Here is an 18,826-nt window from a genome sequence, read left to right as displayed (position 1 = left end):
CGAGAAAAACGTTCCTAAAACAATACTTACTGTTGAATAAATTGCATTAAATCAATTTGAAAATTTAACCGCTGAAAAAATGCCTTTAAAATTAAAGAGTAAATTTAGCAGAGCAAGTGTTTAATAAAAAATTAAATGAGAGTTTATGACAGCTTTAACTGCAAGGTGTAAAGTGAACTAATCCAACCCTGCCAGACTTACTCGAGCAATAAAACCGTTCGTAATAGGAATAAAATTACGATCTCTATGTTTTTAGAGCTATTTACTGTTAATTCTTATGATTGGTAGCTCTTTTGAGCCACCAATCGTCGTGCTAAGCATTAAATTTTAAATGCACCAACAGATTTTAGTAGCTCAGAAGCTTGCTCTGCTAGTGAATCAATTTGCGCGGTATTTTCACTGATCCGAGCCAGTGATGACTGCGAAAGTTCTTCTGTTGCGGTTAAGTTTCTGGTTATATCCTTAGTTACACTTGATTGTTCTTGTGAAGCGGTCGCTATTTGTATTGCCATTTGTGTTGTCACATCAATAGACTGTCCACTTTGCTCAAGTAGGCTGGCTAGTTGGTATACTTTTTCAATTGTTGTCGCAGAGATTTCACTGCAGCTATCAATGTTATTTACCGCCGTGGTGGTGAGTTTTTGTAAATCAACAATAGTAGTGCGAATGCCTTCTGTTGATTTTTGGGTTTTCATTGATAATTCACGCACTTCATCAGCTACAACAGCAAAGCCTCGGCCTTGCTCCCCTGCCCTAGCGGCTTCAATCGCTGCATTTAAGGCTAATAGGTTGGTTTGCTCTGCAATAGCTTCAATGGCGTTAATAATGTCGTCAATCTGCTGGCTCTGTTGCTTTAAGGTAGCCATGATCTTATTGCTTTGGGTCAACTGATCATTCAATGAACTCATTGATTCGCTTGCACCTGAAGATAAAGCCATTGCTTGCGAAACAGAATCTTTGGTTAACTCTGATTGTTCACTACTTTTTTGGGTGTTATTTGATATTTCGTCAGAGCTGTAAGTAAACTCTGTTGCAGCTGTAACCGCTTGCTCAAGTTCGCTAGCTTGTTTACGAATATCATTACCTGTTTGAGTTATTTCTATATTGGCTGATTGCGCTAAGTCTACCAATTGATTGGTTCTTGATTTAATATTTTGCATTAACGCCTGTAAAATACTCACAAACTGATTAAAGCTTTCAGACACTTGGCCTACTTCATCATGGCTATGAATTGTTAAACGCTGAGTTAAATCGGCATCACCTTTTGCAATATTATTCAAAGCTTTGGCAACATCAGCGAGTGGTTTTAATAAATAATGGCCAAGCCAAATAATCAGTAAAATACTCACAACTATGGCCATTAAGCTCAGTGCTAACTGTGTTCCGATCAGTTCGTAAATTGGTTTATTTAATTGTGCGCGTTTAATGACGCTTACGGTATAAAGCTGTGTTTTTGGAATTTTTTCTGACCAAACTACAATAGGCTCTTTTAAATCTAGCTCTTTAGCACTCACTGACGCAGAAGTTATACGCTGTACAACTTTAGATGTTAAGCCTTCGTCGGTCGCAGGTTGGTTAAGTTTTGCAATATTTTTATGGGCAAAAAAGTTTCCTTGTTCATTAATAATAAAGGCTTCACCTTGATTAGGTAACTTAAGTCGCTTGAGGTTATTAAGGATATCAGTCATTTCTATATCAGCGCCAAGCACTACTTGCTCGCCTAAAAATGTTGTCACAACACCTAGAGATACCACTGTTTTACCGGTTGCGGCTGCGACTGATGGGTTAGCCATAAAAATATCACCGGGTTGTAGTGTTGCGTTTTTGTACCAACCCCATACACGAGGGTCATTATTACCTTCAGGTAAAGTGACTCGGTCAGCATTGATTTGCGAGCCATCTTTAAATGCGATAAAAACATTGTCAAACACGCCACCTTGTTTCATTTGATTTAAAGCAGAGTAGGCCTCCTCTTGTGTTTTTACTTGCTCAATCGATTTGAGAATACTTTCTTTTGTTTCCAACCAATCGGTGACGTATTGGTTATAGGCATCAGTTGCTGATAGTACTCGTTCATTAACGGCTTTTTCCATACTGTTAAAACTTAATAGCATGGAAATAAACACGATTAATAAGCAGCTTAGCGTTAGTGTAACACCAGTAAATAAAGCAAATTTTTTATTCAGAGAGAGCGATTTAAACATATTTAGGTACAACTTGTTGTGTTGATTTTAGGTATATTTTTATTTAATAGTTAGACTACCTCATGGGTTACCTACAATAATGCGCGTTGCACTAAAATACAACATTAATCCTACCTGAATGGCTTCAGTCGGCCAATGAATTAAACAATTATTGCTGCTTGTTTATCCCGTAATGTGACTTTAAATTTCAATTCTAAATTCTAAATTCTAAATTCTAAATTTTAAATAAGCTGGGAATATAAGCTATTTAAAAAACGTAAAACTCTTAACTCAACAACCTTTCTACCCACTTTAAAACTAGGCGTGTATCTCGGGTTTGAAAGCGCTGTTTATTGGGTATGTAGTAGCAAAACTCAGATTCAACTGTTTGAGTATTAAAGCTTTTAAGTAATTCAGTATTTAATAGCCGTTGCACAAGAGTGACTGAGCAAAATACCAGTCCTGAGCCTGCCATGGCTTCTTGAATGCCAAACAGCTCTTGGTCAAAGGTTTTGATAATAAATAACGCAGGATCTAAGTTGTTTTGAGTAAGCCATTGTTTAAGTGGTGGCTCGCTCAGGGCGTTGTTTTTCCATTTTGTGGTATACAGCGTAACAGGGCCATTTTGCCAAGGGGTATCTGCTGCTTTGTATGAGCCGAATACGTTAAATTGCTCAGTTTTTATAATGTCGTCGGCGTTTATATTGTGCTGCTGGCCAAAGCGAATAGGTAAGGTGTGCAATTGTTTATCAACGGCTTCACTGGTTGATATATCTACCTCAAGATTAGGCTGGTTTATAGATAATTCCTGCAATGCGGGAATTAAGCGCAGGGCGGCCAGTGACGAGGTGGTGGTTATTTTAACGGTTGCGCCTGTGGCTTCAACTTGAGCCAGCGCTTGCTCGATGCGGTTAAAGCCGTCACTTGTGGCCGCACTTAAATACTCACCGGTTGGCGTGAGGGTTATTTTTCTAACTTGGCGGTAAAACAAATCCACATTTAAACGGTTTTCAAGGTTATTTATATGGTGCGAAATCGCGGTTGGTGTGATCGATAGTTCATCGGCCGCGGCTTTAAAACTGCCTAAACGCGCCGCCGATTCAAAGGCTTTAAGCGCTTGTAGTGATACTTGCATAAAGTAGCATTCGCAACTAATAAGAATAATTATAGATGAGTATAACTTATTTATAGTTGAGGTTAACTCGTTTGTATAAAGCACTTTTAAGTTAGATGATTGCCTCACATTCACTACGAGGATAAACATCATGACCACCCTACTGCATATAGATGCAAGCGTAAGAGCCGCAAAAAACGACAACCCAAGCCACGATTCAATCTCTAAAAATATTGCTAAGTGTTTTATAGAGAGCGTTACGCAGCACCAAGATATAGATGAGTATATTTATCGCGATGTAGGTGTGAACCCGCCGCCTTTTATTACCCAAGACTGGATAGGCGCGGTATTTACCCCAGAGAATAAAAAAACTGCAGAGCAAAAACAGTTACTGGCCCTGTCAGACACATTAATCGCTGAAATTGCAGCCGCTGATATTATTGTGATTTCCTCGCCTATGTATAACTACGGTATGCCAGCGCAGCTAAAGGCGTGGTTTGATCAAGTAGTGAGGATCAATAAAACCTTTGATTTTGATCTTTCCCGTGGTGACTTTCCGCTACAGCCTTTGCTCAGTTGTAAAACATTGGTTGTGATCACCTCAACTGGTGAATTTGGTTTTGAGCAAGGCGGTATACGCGAACACATGAGCCATTTAGTGCCGCATTTACGCACTTTAAGCAAATATTTAGGCGTGACAACGATTCACGAAATCGCCTCAGAGTATCAAGAGTTTGCAGATCAACGCCATCGTCAGTCATTAGTTAAAGCTTACACTAAAGCGCAAGCGCTAGCATTACAGCTATCATCAAGCAATATGGTAAGTGTGGGCTGTGTATAGCAGTTATTTTACGTTGAATTGTGTTTTTTGTATTAAGCCACAAATTCCGGCGTGGCTTAATACAATATGCAAAGGTATGAAAAATGCCATCAATGTTAACTTCAAAGAGCTATATAATCATGTAGTTGCTACATGTTTTTCATTGCTAACCCATTTTTTGTAAGGCTGATATTTATCATATAACCAGTTAAATACTAGGGTATAAATTAAAATAAAGACTAAAAAACCAACCTCTAAGATTGCTGCTGCTAGCCAAGTTATATTTAAATACCAAGCGAGCACTGGCAAGGTTATGATAACCATCCCCAATTCAAAGCCAAGGGCATGAGAAATACGTATGGCTAGGCCACGGTTTATACGCTCATAGCCCGCTAATTTATCGAACAGTAAATTATAAATATAATTCCAAAGCATCGCGAACATAGATAAGCTAATACCAACCATTGCCATTTTTCCCGTTTCGTAGCCAGCAATTAAAACTGTCATGGGTATCACGATTGCCAGTGTTGTTAGTTCAAAAAGAATGGCCTGAAAAACTCGCTCGATGGTATTCATGTTTTAATTTATTCCTCTATTTAGTGACGATATGGTTATTTTCATCCAAAATAAAGATATTAAATAGTTACATAGTATCTGGAAAAGCGATATGTTTAGTATTGATCAATTGCATGCATTTATTGCCACTGTAGAAGCCGGTTCATTTTCGGCGGCGGCTCGTCGCCTAAATAAAGTTCAGTCGGTGGTGAGCCAGCATATTATTAATTTAGAAATAGACTGCAATACAGCCTTATTTGACCGCTCTGGGCGTTATCCAAAGCTGACAGCAGCGGGTGAAAAGCTACTCCCGCACGCTCACGCATTACTAAGCCAGCACCAGCGTCTACAAAATACAGCGCTATCATTAACAGATAACACGCCAACAGAAATCACTATCGCTTTAGATGAAGGTGTACCATTTAAGAATATTGCTAATACAATTAATGAATTACAGATTAAATATCCAAATATCACACTGGAATTTTTAAATGCATCGAGTTTAGATATTATTGATATGCTAAAAAATGAAAAAATACTCACTGGTGTTATTTTTAGTGAATTAGTGATCCCGAGCTATTTAGATTTTGAATGTATTGGCACAATTAAGTTTGATTTATATGTTGCGAAATCTCATCCATTAGCGGATCAGGTTTGTGAAAATATGGATATTTTAAGATTGCATCGTCAGTTGCTTATTCGCTCTCGGAATACGCAAACAAGTAGCTTTCAATTAAAAGTAAGCCCAGATATTTGGTATGCAGATAATTACTTTTTATTACTGGAACTTGCATTACAAGGTCATGGTTGGTGTTTATTACCAGATCATGTGGCCGTTGAGGCTGTTGAAAATGGTCGCTTAGTTAAGTTGCCACTCGAGTTTGAAGAAATGGGCTGGCAAGCAAATGTTGATGTATTACAACACCAACGCCATAGTAATTTAGCCGTATTTAAAGTACTCCGACATTTATTGCGCAACCTACTATAAAATAACAACAAGCACTAAAACACAATGGATTGTACGAGCTATGCGGTTTTAGTTATTTGTAAAGGGGCATGACAGTAGCGATAAGTGGTGCTTAGTGAATAGAAAATATATGCTAGCAAATGGTATGAGAGAGCTATGAATATATCATTAATTATTAAAAGTTTGCTAGCCTCGCTTAGAGCTAGCAAACAAATATAATTTAGTGAAAATTTTTGGTAAACTAAAAAACGATTATGCTATTTTTTGTATCGAATTATTTTCAAGTTGATGATAATTAATTGCAGCAATGAGCAGTACAGACAATCCTGCCATAATTGTTACAATGAATGCTGTTTTTATGCCATATACATCAATACACCAACCCGCTATTGTTGCCCCTAGTGCGATACCAATTCCTAAACCTGTGATCATCCAGGTTAGCCCTTCGGTAAGTTTATCTTTAGGCACAATGTTTGCCACTAAGTTCATTGCTATGATCATGGTCGGGGCAAAGAAAACTCCTGCGATAAATACGGTTAGTGAAAGAGTAAATACATCATTTACTCCAAGAAGTGGAACCGTCATTATTGCTGTAGCTAAAGAGGCTATAAAAAATTGCTTAGCGAGCGGTGTTTTCAATTTTATCACACCAAAAATTAGCCCAGCGCTACAGGAACCAACAGCATAAGTTGATAAAACAATACTTGCAGCAATTGGCTTACCAAGTTCTTTAGCAAAAGCAACGCTGATCACATCAATTGTGCCAACAATAACGCCCAAAGCTATAAGTGAAAAAACCAGAATTTTCATAGTCAGAGGCTTTAAGGCTGAGCCTTTTATTTTAGTAGCAGAATGCGCAATAGCAGGTTCAGTTTGTTTTTGTAAGACAAAAGCAAACACACCAATCCCAAGTAGGATGGCCGACATTAATGGGCCAGCTTCAGGAAATAAAGTAACACTTAAGCCAACAGAAATCGGTGGCCCCAAGATAAAACATACCTCGTCTAGTACCGACTCTAAAGAGTAAGCCGTGTGTAAGCTCGATGTGTTTCGGTAGATATGTGTCCATCGTGCTCTAATCATCGCAGGCATACTTGGCATGAACCCAGCTAGTGCTGCAAAAATAAATAAAGTCCATTCAGGGGCATTTTTGTAGGTACAAAGTACTAATAAGCATGTTGCTATAACGCTGATCCCAGTTGTGATTGGTAGCACTTTGCTTTGACCAAAATGATCAACTGCACGTGATATCTGCGGTGCAATTAGGGCCATTGCCAGTGTAAAGGTTGCAGCGACCCCTCCTGCTAGCCAATACGACTCTTTTATTTGTGAAAGCATTGTAATAATGCCAATTCCCATCATGGATATCGGCATTCGAGCGATCATACCTGCAATCGAAAATGCTAATGTTCCACGGGTAGTAAATAGTCTCTTGTATGGGTTTTCCATATCGTCTCCATGAAAGTACAGAAATTGATTGTATACACTTAACATACGCGGCGTATGTTTAATGTATTGACATACATGGTGTATGTCAATTATAAATATACTAATTGTTATCGCAGGAGATTTTATGGATCGTAAACCTAGAGCAAAAATGATTGAGGAAACAAGAGATAAGTTACTTGCAACTGCGCGAAAACATTTTGGGACGGTGGGTTATGCAAATACTATTATGGATGAGCTTACAGGTAATGTAGGCCTCACAAGAGGGGCGTTGTATCATCATTATGGTGATAAGAAAGGCTTGTTCTATGCTGTAGCACAGCAGTTAGATATGGAAATGGATGCTGAATTGAACGAAATATCTCGCACACGAAACGATCCGTGGTGCGCGTTTGAACAGCGTTGTCATGCTTATTTGCGAATGGCTATCAAACCTGAAGTTCAACAGATAATGTTAAGAGATGCAGCGGCCGTTCTTGATGCTGAAAAATTGCTCGTTATGCGGACAAAATGTATTTTTTCTATTGCGACAATGCTAGAGCAGTTAATGGAAATGGGCATCATAAAGCAAGCTCACCCACAAATACTCGCCCGATTAATAAACGGTGCATTAATGGATGCGTCACTTTGGATTGCAAATAATGATGATGGTGAAGTTGCTTTAAAGTTTGCACTTGATAGTTTAGATATATTGCTCAGAGGCTTGAAAAATGGCTAGTTAAGTACCCCCCACGCTATAGGATATATGCATATTTTGATGCGCCTTTAATAAAATTGTGGCTCTTATTGGTTGGCACAAACTTCAATGCCAACCAAATATCCTTAATTATTTAAGCTTAAATAAATATTAATTTAGCGCTCGCTAGCGCCTTCAACGTAGCATTACATCTCACTGGCCATAGTCACGAATAATATTAGCGACTCTTATTCGGTAATGACTGAACAGGGCTTGTTTTCCTTGCTCTTGTGCAATGCGGTGTTCAAGGTGCTCTTTCCATTGTTTAATTGCGGTTTCATTTTGCCAAAATGATAAAGACAAAAAGGTATCTGGATCCGACAGACTTTGAAAACGCTCAATGGAAATAAAACCATCTATGTTGGTCAATGACGCTTTTAACGCTTGCGCCATTTCAAAGTAGATTGCTTTACCTTGGTGTGTTGGGGTTACTTCAAATATTACAGCTAACATGTTGTTCTCCTTCTGGCTCTTGTTTGTATGTGGAAGCAACAGCTTGCAAAAATGTCCTTTTTTCTGCGATGATAAATTTGTTAGTTTTGGCAAACTGAAAATTGGCTGCGCCTAATTCTGATTGACGAAGCTTTGCTCTGTATCGCTCGTAATCGGCCAGAGAGTTAAAACTAATCAGCCCAAAAGCGGTATTGTTTGTTCCTTCATGGGGTACAAAATAGCCGAGTAGATCACCACCACATTGTGGAATAATTTTTCCCCAGTTTTCAGCGTATTGTTGAAAGCTCTAACTTAAAGGGATCAATATGGTATTCAATAAAACAAGTCATTTTCAAAGTAGTTGCCTCTTTTTTGGTTTTTCGGCAGTCTACTAGGCTCAAATATTGATGCTTCGATGTTGCTCGAACTATAGAAAAGTTGTCATGGAACCTAATATTGCTTATATCGCAAACCTGATCGGAGACACTGCTCGCTCCAGAATGCTTACCGCTTTAATGGCTGACAAGGCGCTTACCGCGACCGAATTGTCAGTTGAAGCCGATATAACACCGCAAACAGCAAGTAGTCATTTAAATAAATTGCTCGATGGCGAATTATTAATTGTTAGAAAACAAGGGCGGCATAAATATTTTCAGTTAAAAAATCGTCAGGTTGCGGAGTTAATTGAGCATATGCTCAATGTTAGCGCGAGCATATCAAGCCCTAAGATTGTTACCGGGCCAAGTAATGAAAGATTAAGAAAAGCGCGTATTTGTTATGATCACTTAGCGGGAGAGTTAGGCGTTAAACTTTTTGATGCTTTAGTACGTGAAGGTTGGATATTAGAGCGCGGTTCGGAAGAACTTGTACTCACAGCACAAGGGCATCGCTCCTTGAGTCAGTTAGGCATCGATTTTGAGGTTTTAAATAAAAGCCGACGACCGCTATGCAAAGCGTGTTTAGATTGGAGTGAAAGGCGCACTCACCTTGCTGGAAGTATTGGGAAATGGATTTTAAACGACGCATTAAAACGCCAATGGGCACATCAAGATTTAGATTCCAGAGCCATTCAATTTACCGCAAGCGGCTTAAATGCATTTAATAAACAGTATCGTATTTAACTTTTGGCTGTAATGCGCCGAGTGAAGTGGTTTAAATAAAAAGTGTTAGGTTTGTGGCGCGTTATTTTACGCGCACAAACCTGATGGTATTTATATCTTCAATAACAAGCTCACAACCACGCGGCGGCCGAATTCTTCTGCTTTGAGTAATGAACTGGCGTCGTCAGTTTTTGCTGTACGGGTCAGGGTTTCGTTGGTGGCATTAAATAGATCTAAGCGAAGGCTGGCATTTGCTGAGTAAAACCAGCTAAAGCTTAAATCTGTGCTGGTGTAGTCTTCAACATAACTACTGGCATTATTACTAATGTCGCGTTGCTCCAAAAAGTCACTACGGTAATTAATATTAAATGCAGCTTGCCATTTTTTATCACTGACTAAAAAGCGCAGGTTACCTGTCCAGTCAGAGACTCCTTCTACTTTAAAGTGATTACCAGCTGAGGTGCTTACATCTGCTTTGTTGATATGGGTGATGCTTGCTGATAATTGGCTTTGTAAGAACCATCGGCTATATTGCGGTAATTGCCACTGGCTACTTGCTTGTAAGCCATTGACTTGAGCTTGGCCATCGTTAGTACGTTGCAGAGAGTTGTAATGCTGGCCTTGATAATTAAAGCTTGCTGCTTGCTCAACAATAAAGTTATTCATATGGTGATTAAAGCCCAGTAATTGCGCGCTTACGCTTGGTTGTTGCCAGTTAACGGAGAGCGTACTGGTGTTGGCTACAACCGGTTGCAAATTGGGGTTACCAAGCTCTGCATAAGGCAGACCTCCTGAATTTATATGCAGCTTTGGGTTTAAATCTGAGTAATTTGGCCGATTTAAAGCGCGGTTAAAGCCCGCCCGCCATTGCCAATATTGCGATGGCTGCCATTTTAAATTAACAGACGGTAACCACGCGCTATCATTATTGCTGCTATTGATAGGCGCCACCCCCCCAGTTTTTGTTAGTTGCGATCCTTGTGTTTCACTTAATGTATTACTGTATCGTAAGCCAGTGCTTAGCGTTACTTGCTCAAATTGCCACTGTGAAGAGATATAACCTTCTTTTGATGCAAAGCTTACTTTGTAACTATTTAATCGGTCACTCTCACTCATTTCTGCGAACGGCAAATCAATATCATAAAGTTGCAACAGGTCACTTTTTGGGATTAACCAAGGTTGTACTTCAGCGTTCATAAATCCTGCTGAAAACTGATTGGCAATTGGCTCAAGCCAACGGCCATCTAAATTAGGTAGTTGCTCTAAAGCTGAGGGCGATAAACTGATATCTTTGCGGGCGTAGTGATAGCTTTGTGTTGAATGTAAAAAGCCGATATCCAGCGCTTGCAGGCCCCAACTATTTTCAGCACTGAAATGACTATCTATGCCCCACTCTTGTACTTCATTAAGCACATTGATAGTGCGTTTACTCATTTGGCTAATATGTGAGTAGCTACTTACTAACCCCAAGTTGCTTGTAAAATTAAAGTTATCAACCGATGTGTTTTGTAAAGCCACGTCTGCTTGCATAGGTGAAGTCGCAACATGAACGCGAGTGATAGGCTCTTTAGTTTTACTGTTTGCTTTACTGTTACTGTAAAACGGCGAAAGCGTTAAAGGTAAATGCACACTGGGTTGCCAGTTGGCATCAACTTGTATGGTTTGGTTGGCATAATATAAGTTGGATTCTTCGCGGCTCGTTTTGGCATTTACAGCGTTAAACATAAATTGGTTGAGGCTATTATTTTCAGTGTTAATATGTGCTTGAGCCGACTGACTTTGTGGGTTAATCGATATACGATGCTCATCAAACGAAAAGTCAGTATCTGATCTAAACCACAAAGAGTTAATTTTTAAACGCTCAGTGGCTTGCCAGCTTAGATCGCCGTAATACGTTGCGCGGGTACGGTCTTCGTTTTCTATGGTCAACGCTAAGCCATCTGTAGGCACTAAGGTGTTTTCGTTAATATCAGGCCACTGGTAAGGCTTTGGTGCGCCGCTATTTTCTCCCCAGTGCCAGCTTTCAAACTGAAACTGACGTTGTAGACGGTTCTCATAGTTCATTTTAAAAATGACTCCTAAATCACCGTCTGCGCTTTTAGCATTTGCCGTTAGGCCAAAGCTTGGCTGAAAATTCCGCTCACCTTCAAGCGCCGCACCAGTGAGCATAACTTGTAAGTTATTGTCTTGATAAGCAAGTGGATCATCGCTAAGCAAGTTAACGGTAGCACCCACGGCACCACTAGGAAGGCTTGAATTTGAAGTTTTATAAACCGCAATATTTGAAAATAACCCAGCGCTAAATATATCAAAACGGTGTTGTTGCCCATACTGATTTGAATTTCGCACGTTCTCGGTGTTTGCAAGGCGATGACCATTAAATAGCGTTAATTGATACTCAGCCCCCAATCCCATCGCATTAATATTTAGGGCTTCACCGCGATCGCGCGTAATACTCAAACCGGGTACTGCTTGCAGAGCTTCAGCTAAGTTTTCAGCCGGTAGTTGCGTGAGCATCGCACCTAGCGCAACTTCGCTCTCTCCTGTGTAATCACTTTTTACTTGCTGCGCATAATTTACCGCTTGTTGGTAATTGCTGTTATAGGCATCACCGTTGGATGATGTGGGGAGTTGCTCGGTTACAGTCACTTCTTCAAGCAGCGAAGTGTTGTTAGTTTTAGATATTGATATTACAGGTGTGATGGTTTTAAAGATAACGATGCCAGCCGCTGTTTTTTGCCAACTTAACTGATGCGGGGTTAACCATTTATTTAATGTGCTTTGCAATGATGTAGCTTGCACTGGCTCTACCTCGAGCCCTTCTAATAGCGCGTTGTCATAAATTAAAGCCGTAGAAAACTGCTCAGATAGACGTGTTAGTTGCTCTATTAAACTTGTGGTTGTGGCATTAGCAGTAAAAGAAAGACCGAGTAACGCTACACATAAAAAACAGCTTATACGTAACATCTATGAACAGCCTTCCAATTTCATTAAACCCTTAGTGTGAAGAATTTAGATGAACACTTTATGACATTGCCCTGTAAGTTATAAATAAAACCAATCAACCTTTATTGCGTTGCTGACAATACAATACTGTCGTCAAATTGATTAACCTCAAGTTGATTCAACTGTGCTATTAAAGATGCTGCCCCTAATACATCTGCCGTTTTAAAGCGACCGCTGACGCGCAGGTCCGCATCCACATTACTCAGAACTAGTGGTTTGTCGGTATAGCGATTAAGTTGAAAAATAGCATCGTTAATGGTCACATTTTCTAAATCTAGCCAGCCTAATTGCCAATCTGGTTGCTGTGTTTTAAAGGTCGTTACAATAATTTGCTTGGCATCAACGCGGGCGCGCTGTCCTTTTACTAATTCTACTCGTTGTGAGTTATCGCGGGTGGTTACTGCCACTTTGCCATGAAATACATCAATCGTTGTTCCACTTAGGGTTTTATCAATATTAAACGCGGTGCCTAGCACGCTAACTGTTGCGTTACCGGTATCAATGGTAAATGGGCGTTGCTCATCGCGCTGAACTGCAAAGTAGGCCTCTCCTTTGCTTAAGATGGCTTGTCTGGTTTTATCATTTTCATGAAATTGCAGGTTAGTTTGCGTATTTAACGCAACTTCAGAGCCGTCCGACAAGGTAATATCGGTTGCTTTGGTCGCTGTAAATTGCTGTGTGGCAATGAAAGTTGCTGTTGTTGGGCTAACCTCTGGACTTAATGTTGCCACCCCGACTACCGCCATGATTATACTTGCCGCAAGTGCGCTGCCCCAGAGCCAAAAGTTAGTATGGGTGTTGGCTTTTATGTGTGTTGGCGCTGCGATTTTGGTGGACGTATCTAGCGTTTTAAGTGCTTCGGTAAGTGCTGTATCTTGCCAAATCGCTTGCTTGAGTGGATCTTTATTTTCATCGTCATGTTTGGATGAGGTGACCATGTTATTTCTCTATCTATCTCTATTATTAATATAACGACTTAACGTTCATTAAGGGGACAATTAGTCACCAATAAATTCGCTGATTGCGTCTTTGAGCATATCCATCGCGCGGGAAATATGCTTTTTTACCGCCTCTTCTGATAACCCTAAGCTTTGCGCTATTTGTTGACGGCTTTCGCCATGTAAGCGGCGACGAATAAACACATCACGGCGCAGTGCTGACATTTGCGTGAGCACTTGCTGGTATAAGCGCAAGCGTTGTTCATGCTCAAGTAAATTCTCAAGTGACAGCGCATTACTTTCAGGTTCGTGCTCTAAGCTCTCGGGAGATTTATTTTGCTCTCGATGATGATCAATCACTAAATGTTTTGCCATGCGATAGCCATACGCTAACGGGTTATCAATATGCTCCGAACATTCAATTTTTAATGCTTTCATCAGCAATTTTTGAAATAAATCATCGGCATCGGCTTGCTCACCGACAGCCCGACGAAAAAAGCTTTTTAGTGCATCTTGGTTGGCAATAAAGCACTTAACGAGGGGTCTATTTTGTTGACCTTGTGCGTTTATTAGCGATGGCGGCGTTTGAGTTTGAGGCATCAGTTCTCATCATTATCTATAACATTACATTTTTAATAGACGCTCATACTAGAGCAAAGGTGACACCTTTTTTATGATGATTTAATGACACTTTTATGATTGTAGTGTCGCAAAACCGACACAAAAACTTCATCGAATAAATACGTCCCCTATTAATTTTTTGCAGCGTCATTAGGAGCGAAATCAATTTAAAGTCGTAATACATACAACAGGAACAACATGATGACTAAGCGAATTTTTACCCTATCACCTTTAGCATTGGCACTAAGTGCGTTATTTGTCGCGCCAAGTTACGCGCAAGACGCTGAAAATGAAGAGCAAGCGATGGAGCAAATCGTCGTAACGGGTAGTTATATTAAAAGTTTAGAAAAAGCGATTGACCTAAAGCGGACAAACATTGGTTTTTCAGATTCGATTGTCGCTTCAGACATCGCTGATTTTCCTGAACAAAACCTTGCTGAAGCATTGCAGCGTATGCCTGGTGTGACGATTGAGCGAAATAAAGGCTTAGGTCAAAAGGTGAATGTACGTAGTTTGCCGAGTGAGTTTACTTTTGTATCGATTAATAACCTTGCTACGGCATCCGGTAGTGGCGGTCGTGATGTTGAATTTGATATTTTTGCGTCGGAAATTATTCAAAGTGTTACGGTAAAAAAATCCCCCACTGCTGCGGATGAAGAAGGCGGTATTGCAGGCTCGGTTGCGATTACCACAGCACGACCATTTGATTATGAAGGACGTAAGTTAGTCGCATCAGTTGAAGGGGCTTATAATGATATTTCTGAGCAGACTGATCCTAAATTAGCATTTTTAGCCAGTGACACATTTGGTGATTGGGGCGCACTTGCCTCTTTTGCTTATTCGCAGCGCACTAACCGCACCGATAGTAATTCTGGCATTAACTTTCGTCCGCTTTCTCGTTGGTTAGAAAAGTCAGGCTCATCACAATGGCAAGCCGATCAAGCGGCAGACGTTTTAGAGCGTGATACAGGTATTAGCATTAACGATCGTTTGGATAGCGATGAAACTAGCCGCGTAGTGTTTATAGATAAAGTGGGCGACCGTGCTTATCTTACCGAGCAAGAAAAATGGGGAGCAACGTTATCATTGCAATATAAACCAAGCAGTGAGTTTAGTTTAACGTTTGATGGTTTATTAGGTAACTTTGATGATCACGAAGATGAATACGATGCGGCGGCTTATACAGCATCAAGTATTAGTTCGTTAGAGCGTGTTAATCGATACGACAGTTCAACCCTTAGCGATTACGGCATCACTGTATTAACTGACGTTGATTATGCGGCTACACAGCATGAATTTTTAAGTAAAGAAAACAGCAGTGATACTGACTATCAGCAATTTAGCATTGCGATGGACTGGTTAGTGGGTGAGTGGGATGTGTATGGTTTAATCGGCTACAGTGGCGCAGATAAAACAACCGAGACGACCAACTTAAAGCACACGGCTTATCGTGCAACACGTTCACGTTATACCAGTACCGGCGCAGAAACTATCCCAAGTGATAACCCAGATACTTTTGATATGTATAACTCACCAGAGGCTTATTTATTTGATTATAACGAAGTAAACCTTGAGGCTATTTCTGATGATAAATACGCAGCGCAATTGGATTTTTCACGTCAGTTAAATTTAGAGTTTTTCCCTGCGTTAAGTAAAGTACAGTTTGGTGCTCGTTATACAGATAAGTCAAAACAACGCGACTACGGTACAAACCGCGTAACGGGCCCATCAGCGGGCGACTCGTCTTGGGTCGGCACGCGTACCCTTGCTGACAGCCAGCTTAGCAGTATTTCAGATCTTGTTAATGGCGGTGAGTACTTGTCTGAGGTGTCTTCTAAGCAAGATTGGAGTCAAATTTCAAATAGCTATGCCCGCGACCAACTGAGATATACAGGTTTTGCCGTTGATTTTGAACCCGATCAATACTACCAAGTAGAAGAAAAAACCACGGCCATTTACGCTATGGCTGATTTTGCGTTTGATATCGGTGATATGCCAGCAACCTTGAATACCGGTGTACGTTATATCGAGACGGACGTAAATTCATCGGGCTATCACCAAGTACAAAATGATGATGGTTCAACGGATTACACCTCAGCGCCAGTATCAAAAAGTGGTAACTACTCGGATGTATTACCTAGTGTTAACTTTACCCTTGAGCTTAACGATGACTTAGTACTGCGTGCTGCGGCTTCAGAAACATTAATGCGCCCTGCCCTTACCGATATTGCTTATAAACGCACAGTGAGCTTAAACGAGTTTAAATACCGTGATGGTAATCCAGACTTAAAACCCACTTATGCTGATCAATGGGAAGTGGGCCTAGAGTGGTATTTAGAAGAAGGCGGTTTATTGGCGGTTTCTTATTTTGAAAAAGAAATTGAAGGCGTAGTACGTGAGTCACTTACCGGCGTTGTGGAAAGCGTAACAAAATACAACGATAACGGCACGGTGGATGGTGTGTACGACTTTGATGTTTATCAAAAAGTGAATGCTGAAGGGTCGTATGATGTTAGCGGTATTGAATTTATTGCGCAAATCCCATTTGTTCGTTTTAGTAGTATGTTAGAAGGTTTTGGTGTTAACGCTAACTACACTACGTTAGATAACTCATTAACTGGAGCTTCTGATTTAGGCATTCCAACGCCGCCAGAAGGTCTTGCCGATGAAACTTACAACCTGACTTTTTATTATGAGAATGAAAGCTTTGATGCGCGTATTTCGTATAACTACAAAGATAAATACGTAGAGTACATTGAGCGTGATATGTATCCAGTTTACCGTGATGCCTACGGTCAAACAGATGTATCACTGGGCTACAATATTAATGATTCAGTAAAAGTGACGCTTGAGGGCATTAATATCACTGGCGAAGAAACCAAAGGCTATACCTTAGATCCTGCTTTCCCGACAATGTACGAGTTTTCAGGGCGTCGAGTATCGCTAGGTTTAAGAGCTATTTTTTAACGGGTTCAATGTATAAAAACCGGAAGCTTAATGCTTTCGGTTTTTTTGTTTAAAGTGTTCCAGTCACAGGCCGTTTTATATGAAGTTATTATTATCACTGCTAATTTGTTTGAGTTGTACATTTGTTCATGCAACGCCGACAAAGAATACGCAAATTGCTTTTGTGCCCGACATTCATTTTCATGATATTTATGGCGATTTTTCAGCAGAAGGGTTTAACGGTATTGAGCTCAGTAAAGAGGCTAAACCTGTTAGTATTCGTAGCATGCAAGCGCAAATTCATTCCACGCGATTATTTAATGAAAACTACTTTGCGCTGATCGCCACCTTAGATGACATTGCCGCCAAAGGCGTAAAGTTAGTTGCCTTGCCAGGGGATTTTACCGATGACGGCCAACCAGTGCATTTGCATGGTTTAAAAACGATACTAGACGATTATGCAAAAAAGTACGGTATGCGTTTTTTTGCTATTCCCGGTAATCATGATCCCGTTAAACCATTTAAAAGCGCAGGCGGAAAGGCTGACTTTTTGGGCTCTGACGGGCAACAAGTGGGGATTTATTCAACCGATCATCCACGTTGTAAAGGGGATGCTAAAGATAATGATGCGTTAGTATGCAGCGATAAAATCGCTCATGCTGGTTATCAAGAAATTGTAGATATAATGGCGCCATTTGGTTTGCAGCCAGATAACCGCGATTTGCTGTGGGAAACACCATTTGGCAAGCAGTCGTTGCTCAGTGAGCGCAGTTATACCCAATGCGCGCAGAATGACCAATCACGTTGTAAGCAAGTACCCGATACCAGCTATTTAGTTGAACCTGTTGCAGGACTTTGGTTATTGGCTATTGATGCGAACGTGTATATCCCAAAACTGGAAAATGGCCATTTGATCTTTCAAGGCTCAGGCAATGCAGGCTATAACAAAGTGCTGACTGAAAAGCCTTATTTATTAAAGTGGATCACACAAGTAGTGCAAAGGGCAAAAGCACAAGGTAAAACCTTAGTTGCGTTTAGCCATTTTCCGATGGGGGAATTTTACGATGGCCAAACGCAGTCGATTAAATCACTGTTTGGTGATACGGCTTTTCAGTTAGCTAGAGAGCCTAGTCGTGATACTCGAAAATTACTCGCCGAAACTGGTTTGAAACTGCACATTGGCGGGCACATGCACATGAACGACACATCTGTCATTGAGAGCGAGCATAACACCTTATTTAATATTCAAGCACCTTCTATCGCTGCATATCGCCCTGCTTATAAGTTAGTCACACTTAATAAACAGTTAGCAAAGGTGGATACGATTACGATTGATAACGTGCCTCATTTTGATAGATTATTTAGCGCTTACCAAACAGAGCATGATTACCTGATAAAAAATCACCCTGAGCAAGTATGGGATAAACGCATTTTAACGGCTAAGGATTACCATCGTTACAGCAAGTTGCATCTACAGGCATTGGCGAAGTGGCGGTTTATTCCTCGTGAGTGGCCACAAGGCTTTCGTGAGCAAGTATTGAATATGTCGTTATTAGAGATCACGGCTCTGTTTAACGATGAGAGCCAGCTATCTAAAGCACAGCGCCAAGGCTTACAGGCTAAAACAGTGCTCGATTTTATCGCCGACTTTTACTTAGTGCGCAACGCTGGAACGCTTGCATTTGCTGATATTAGCCAAGCAACTCAGCAAACGTATCAAACCATGGCTAAGTTATTAAATAACAACACTGATTGCGCCGATAGCAGTAACCATAAAGGTAAAAACATTTGCCAGCTAAAATCGGCACTGACTCAAGCATTCAGTATTTACGATAACCTTAATCATGCGCTGCCAGATAAATGCTTGATTATTGATATGTCAGAAAATAAGTCGTTGCAAAATTGTGCCACGGATACTGCATCACCATAGCTTAGGCTTAGTAATTTGTATTATGTAATGGG

The 18,826-nt window shown here is 40.4% G+C and carries 15 protein-coding genes; 6 read left to right on the top strand and 9 right to left on the bottom strand.

The annotated features are described in order from the left end of the window. Nucleotides 1–320: 320 nt before the first annotated feature. The gene (locus A7968_RS01650) at nt 321–2,204 is read right to left on the bottom strand and encodes a methyl-accepting chemotaxis protein (RefSeq protein ID WP_064664834.1); all 1,884 of its coding nucleotides are present in this window, start codon (nt 2,202–2,204) and stop codon (nt 321–323) included. Nucleotides 2,205–2,469: 265 nt separating this feature from the next. Next, nucleotides 2,470–3,318 (bottom strand): LysR family transcriptional regulator, encoded by an 849-nt coding sequence (locus tag A7968_RS01645; protein ID WP_064665349.1) that lies wholly within the window; start codon nt 3,316–3,318, stop codon nt 2,470–2,472. Between the two features lie 130 nt (nt 3,319–3,448). On the opposite strand from A7968_RS01645, the gene A7968_RS01640 reads away from it, so the two are divergent. Continuing rightward, nucleotides 3,449–4,138: an FMN-dependent NADH-azoreductase gene (locus A7968_RS01640; RefSeq protein ID WP_064664833.1), complete on the top strand. Its 690-nt coding sequence runs from the start codon at nt 3,449–3,451 to the stop codon at nt 4,136–4,138. 117 nt (nt 4,139–4,255) lie between these two features. On the opposite strand, the gene A7968_RS01635 is transcribed toward A7968_RS01640, so the two are convergent. Further along, a complete protein-coding gene (locus A7968_RS01635) occupies nt 4,256–4,693 on the bottom strand; it encodes a PACE efflux transporter (RefSeq protein ID WP_064664832.1) in 438 nt (145 codons plus the stop codon). 91 nt (nt 4,694–4,784) lie between these two features. On the opposite strand from A7968_RS01635, the gene A7968_RS01630 reads away from it, so the two are divergent. Then, nucleotides 4,785–5,660: a LysR family transcriptional regulator gene (locus tag A7968_RS01630; RefSeq protein WP_064664831.1), complete on the top strand. Its 876-nt coding sequence runs from the start codon at nt 4,785–4,787 to the stop codon at nt 5,658–5,660. Between the two features lie 231 nt (nt 5,661–5,891). On the opposite strand, the gene A7968_RS01625 is transcribed toward A7968_RS01630, so the two are convergent. Further along, the gene (locus A7968_RS01625) at nt 5,892–7,088 is read right to left on the bottom strand and encodes an MFS transporter (RefSeq protein ID WP_064664830.1); all 1,197 of its coding nucleotides are present in this window, start codon (nt 7,086–7,088) and stop codon (nt 5,892–5,894) included. 124 nt (nt 7,089–7,212) lie between these two features. Between A7968_RS01625 and A7968_RS01620 the strand changes: the two genes are divergently transcribed. Beyond that, nucleotides 7,213–7,803 carry a TetR/AcrR family transcriptional regulator gene (locus A7968_RS01620; protein WP_064664829.1) on the top strand — a complete coding sequence of 197 codons (591 nt, stop codon included), beginning with the start codon at nt 7,213–7,215 and terminating at the stop codon, nt 7,801–7,803. Between the two features lie 171 nt (nt 7,804–7,974). Here the strand turns inward: A7968_RS01620 and A7968_RS01615 are convergent, their stop codons facing one another. Next, on the bottom strand, nt 7,975–8,274 hold the full coding sequence (locus A7968_RS01615; protein WP_064664828.1) for an antibiotic biosynthesis monooxygenase family protein: 300 nt from the start codon (nt 8,272–8,274) through the stop codon (nt 7,975–7,977). Next, a complete protein-coding gene (locus A7968_RS22795) occupies nt 8,255–8,524 on the bottom strand; it encodes an NIPSNAP family protein (protein WP_244270401.1) in 270 nt (89 codons plus the stop codon). Before A7968_RS22795 ends, A7968_RS01615 begins: the two co-directional genes overlap by 20 nt. A gap of 172 nt (nt 8,525–8,696) precedes the next feature. Here A7968_RS22795 and A7968_RS01610 point away from each other — a divergent pair, with 172 nt between their 5' ends. Next, entirely contained in the window at nt 8,697–9,374 is a 678-nt protein-coding gene (locus A7968_RS01610; RefSeq protein ID WP_064664827.1) for an ArsR/SmtB family transcription factor, read from the top strand. A 90-nt stretch (nt 9,375–9,464) separates the two neighbouring features. On the opposite strand, the gene A7968_RS01605 is transcribed toward A7968_RS01610, so the two are convergent. From A7968_RS01605 to A7968_RS01595, 3 genes are all read right to left on the bottom strand, one after another. Next, a complete protein-coding gene (locus tag A7968_RS01605; protein ID WP_064664826.1) occupies nt 9,465–12,320 on the bottom strand; it encodes a TonB-dependent receptor in 2,856 nt (951 codons plus the stop codon). Between the two features lie 101 nt (nt 12,321–12,421). After that, a complete protein-coding gene (locus tag A7968_RS01600; RefSeq protein WP_064664825.1) occupies nt 12,422–13,297 on the bottom strand; it encodes a FecR family protein in 876 nt (291 codons plus the stop codon). Between the two features lie 60 nt (nt 13,298–13,357). Then, nucleotides 13,358–13,897, bottom strand: a complete 540-nt coding sequence (locus A7968_RS01595; protein ID WP_064664824.1) for an RNA polymerase sigma factor — start codon at nt 13,895–13,897, stop codon at nt 13,358–13,360. A gap of 219 nt (nt 13,898–14,116) precedes the next feature. Here A7968_RS01595 and A7968_RS01590 point away from each other — a divergent pair, with 219 nt between their 5' ends. Together A7968_RS01590 and A7968_RS01585 are read left to right on the top strand one after the other, a co-directional pair. Further along, the gene (locus A7968_RS01590) at nt 14,117–16,885 is read left to right on the top strand and encodes a TonB-dependent receptor (protein WP_227008952.1); all 2,769 of its coding nucleotides are present in this window, start codon (nt 14,117–14,119) and stop codon (nt 16,883–16,885) included. Between the two features lie 79 nt (nt 16,886–16,964). After that, nucleotides 16,965–18,794, top strand: a complete 1,830-nt coding sequence (locus A7968_RS01585) for a metallophosphoesterase (protein WP_064664822.1) — start codon at nt 16,965–16,967, stop codon at nt 18,792–18,794. Nucleotides 18,795–18,826 lie beyond the last annotated feature (32 nt).

The organism is Pseudoalteromonas prydzensis (genome assembly GCF_001661495.1).
GTDB classification, from domain to species: Bacteria; Pseudomonadota; Gammaproteobacteria; order Enterobacterales; family Alteromonadaceae; genus Pseudoalteromonas; species Pseudoalteromonas prydzensis.
This window is presented reverse-complemented; position numbering and strand designations above follow the sequence as displayed.

Coding starts and splice junctions, on each gene's coding strand:
- A7968_RS01650 (WP_064664834.1), bottom strand. CDS start 2,204: ATGTTTAAATCGCTCTCTCTGAATAAAAAATTTGCTTTATTTACTGGT.
- A7968_RS01645 (WP_064665349.1), bottom strand. CDS start 3,318: ATGCAAGTATCACTACAAGCGCTTAAAGCCTTTGAATCGGCGGCGCGT.
- A7968_RS01640 (WP_064664833.1), top strand. CDS start 3,449: ATGACCACCCTACTGCATATAGATGCAAGCGTAAGAGCCGCAAAAAAC.
- A7968_RS01635 (WP_064664832.1), bottom strand. CDS start 4,693: ATGAATACCATCGAGCGAGTTTTTCAGGCCATTCTTTTTGAACTAACA.
- A7968_RS01630 (WP_064664831.1), top strand. CDS start 4,785: ATGTTTAGTATTGATCAATTGCATGCATTTATTGCCACTGTAGAAGCC.
- A7968_RS01625 (WP_064664830.1), bottom strand. CDS start 7,088: ATGGAAAACCCATACAAGAGACTATTTACTACCCGTGGAACATTAGCA.
- A7968_RS01620 (WP_064664829.1), top strand. CDS start 7,213: ATGGATCGTAAACCTAGAGCAAAAATGATTGAGGAAACAAGAGATAAG.
- A7968_RS01615 (WP_064664828.1), bottom strand. CDS start 8,274: ATGTTAGCTGTAATATTTGAAGTAACCCCAACACACCAAGGTAAAGCA.
- A7968_RS01610 (WP_064664827.1), top strand. CDS start 8,697: ATGGAACCTAATATTGCTTATATCGCAAACCTGATCGGAGACACTGCT.
- A7968_RS01605 (WP_064664826.1), bottom strand. CDS start 12,320: ATGTTACGTATAAGCTGTTTTTTATGTGTAGCGTTACTCGGTCTTTCT.
- A7968_RS01600 (WP_064664825.1), bottom strand. CDS start 13,297: ATGGTCACCTCATCCAAACATGACGATGAAAATAAAGATCCACTCAAG.
- A7968_RS01595 (WP_064664824.1), bottom strand. CDS start 13,897: ATGCCTCAAACTCAAACGCCGCCATCGCTAATAAACGCACAAGGTCAA.
- A7968_RS01590 (WP_227008952.1), top strand. CDS start 14,117: ATGATGACTAAGCGAATTTTTACCCTATCACCTTTAGCATTGGCACTA.
- A7968_RS01585 (WP_064664822.1), top strand. CDS start 16,965: ATGAAGTTATTATTATCACTGCTAATTTGTTTGAGTTGTACATTTGTT.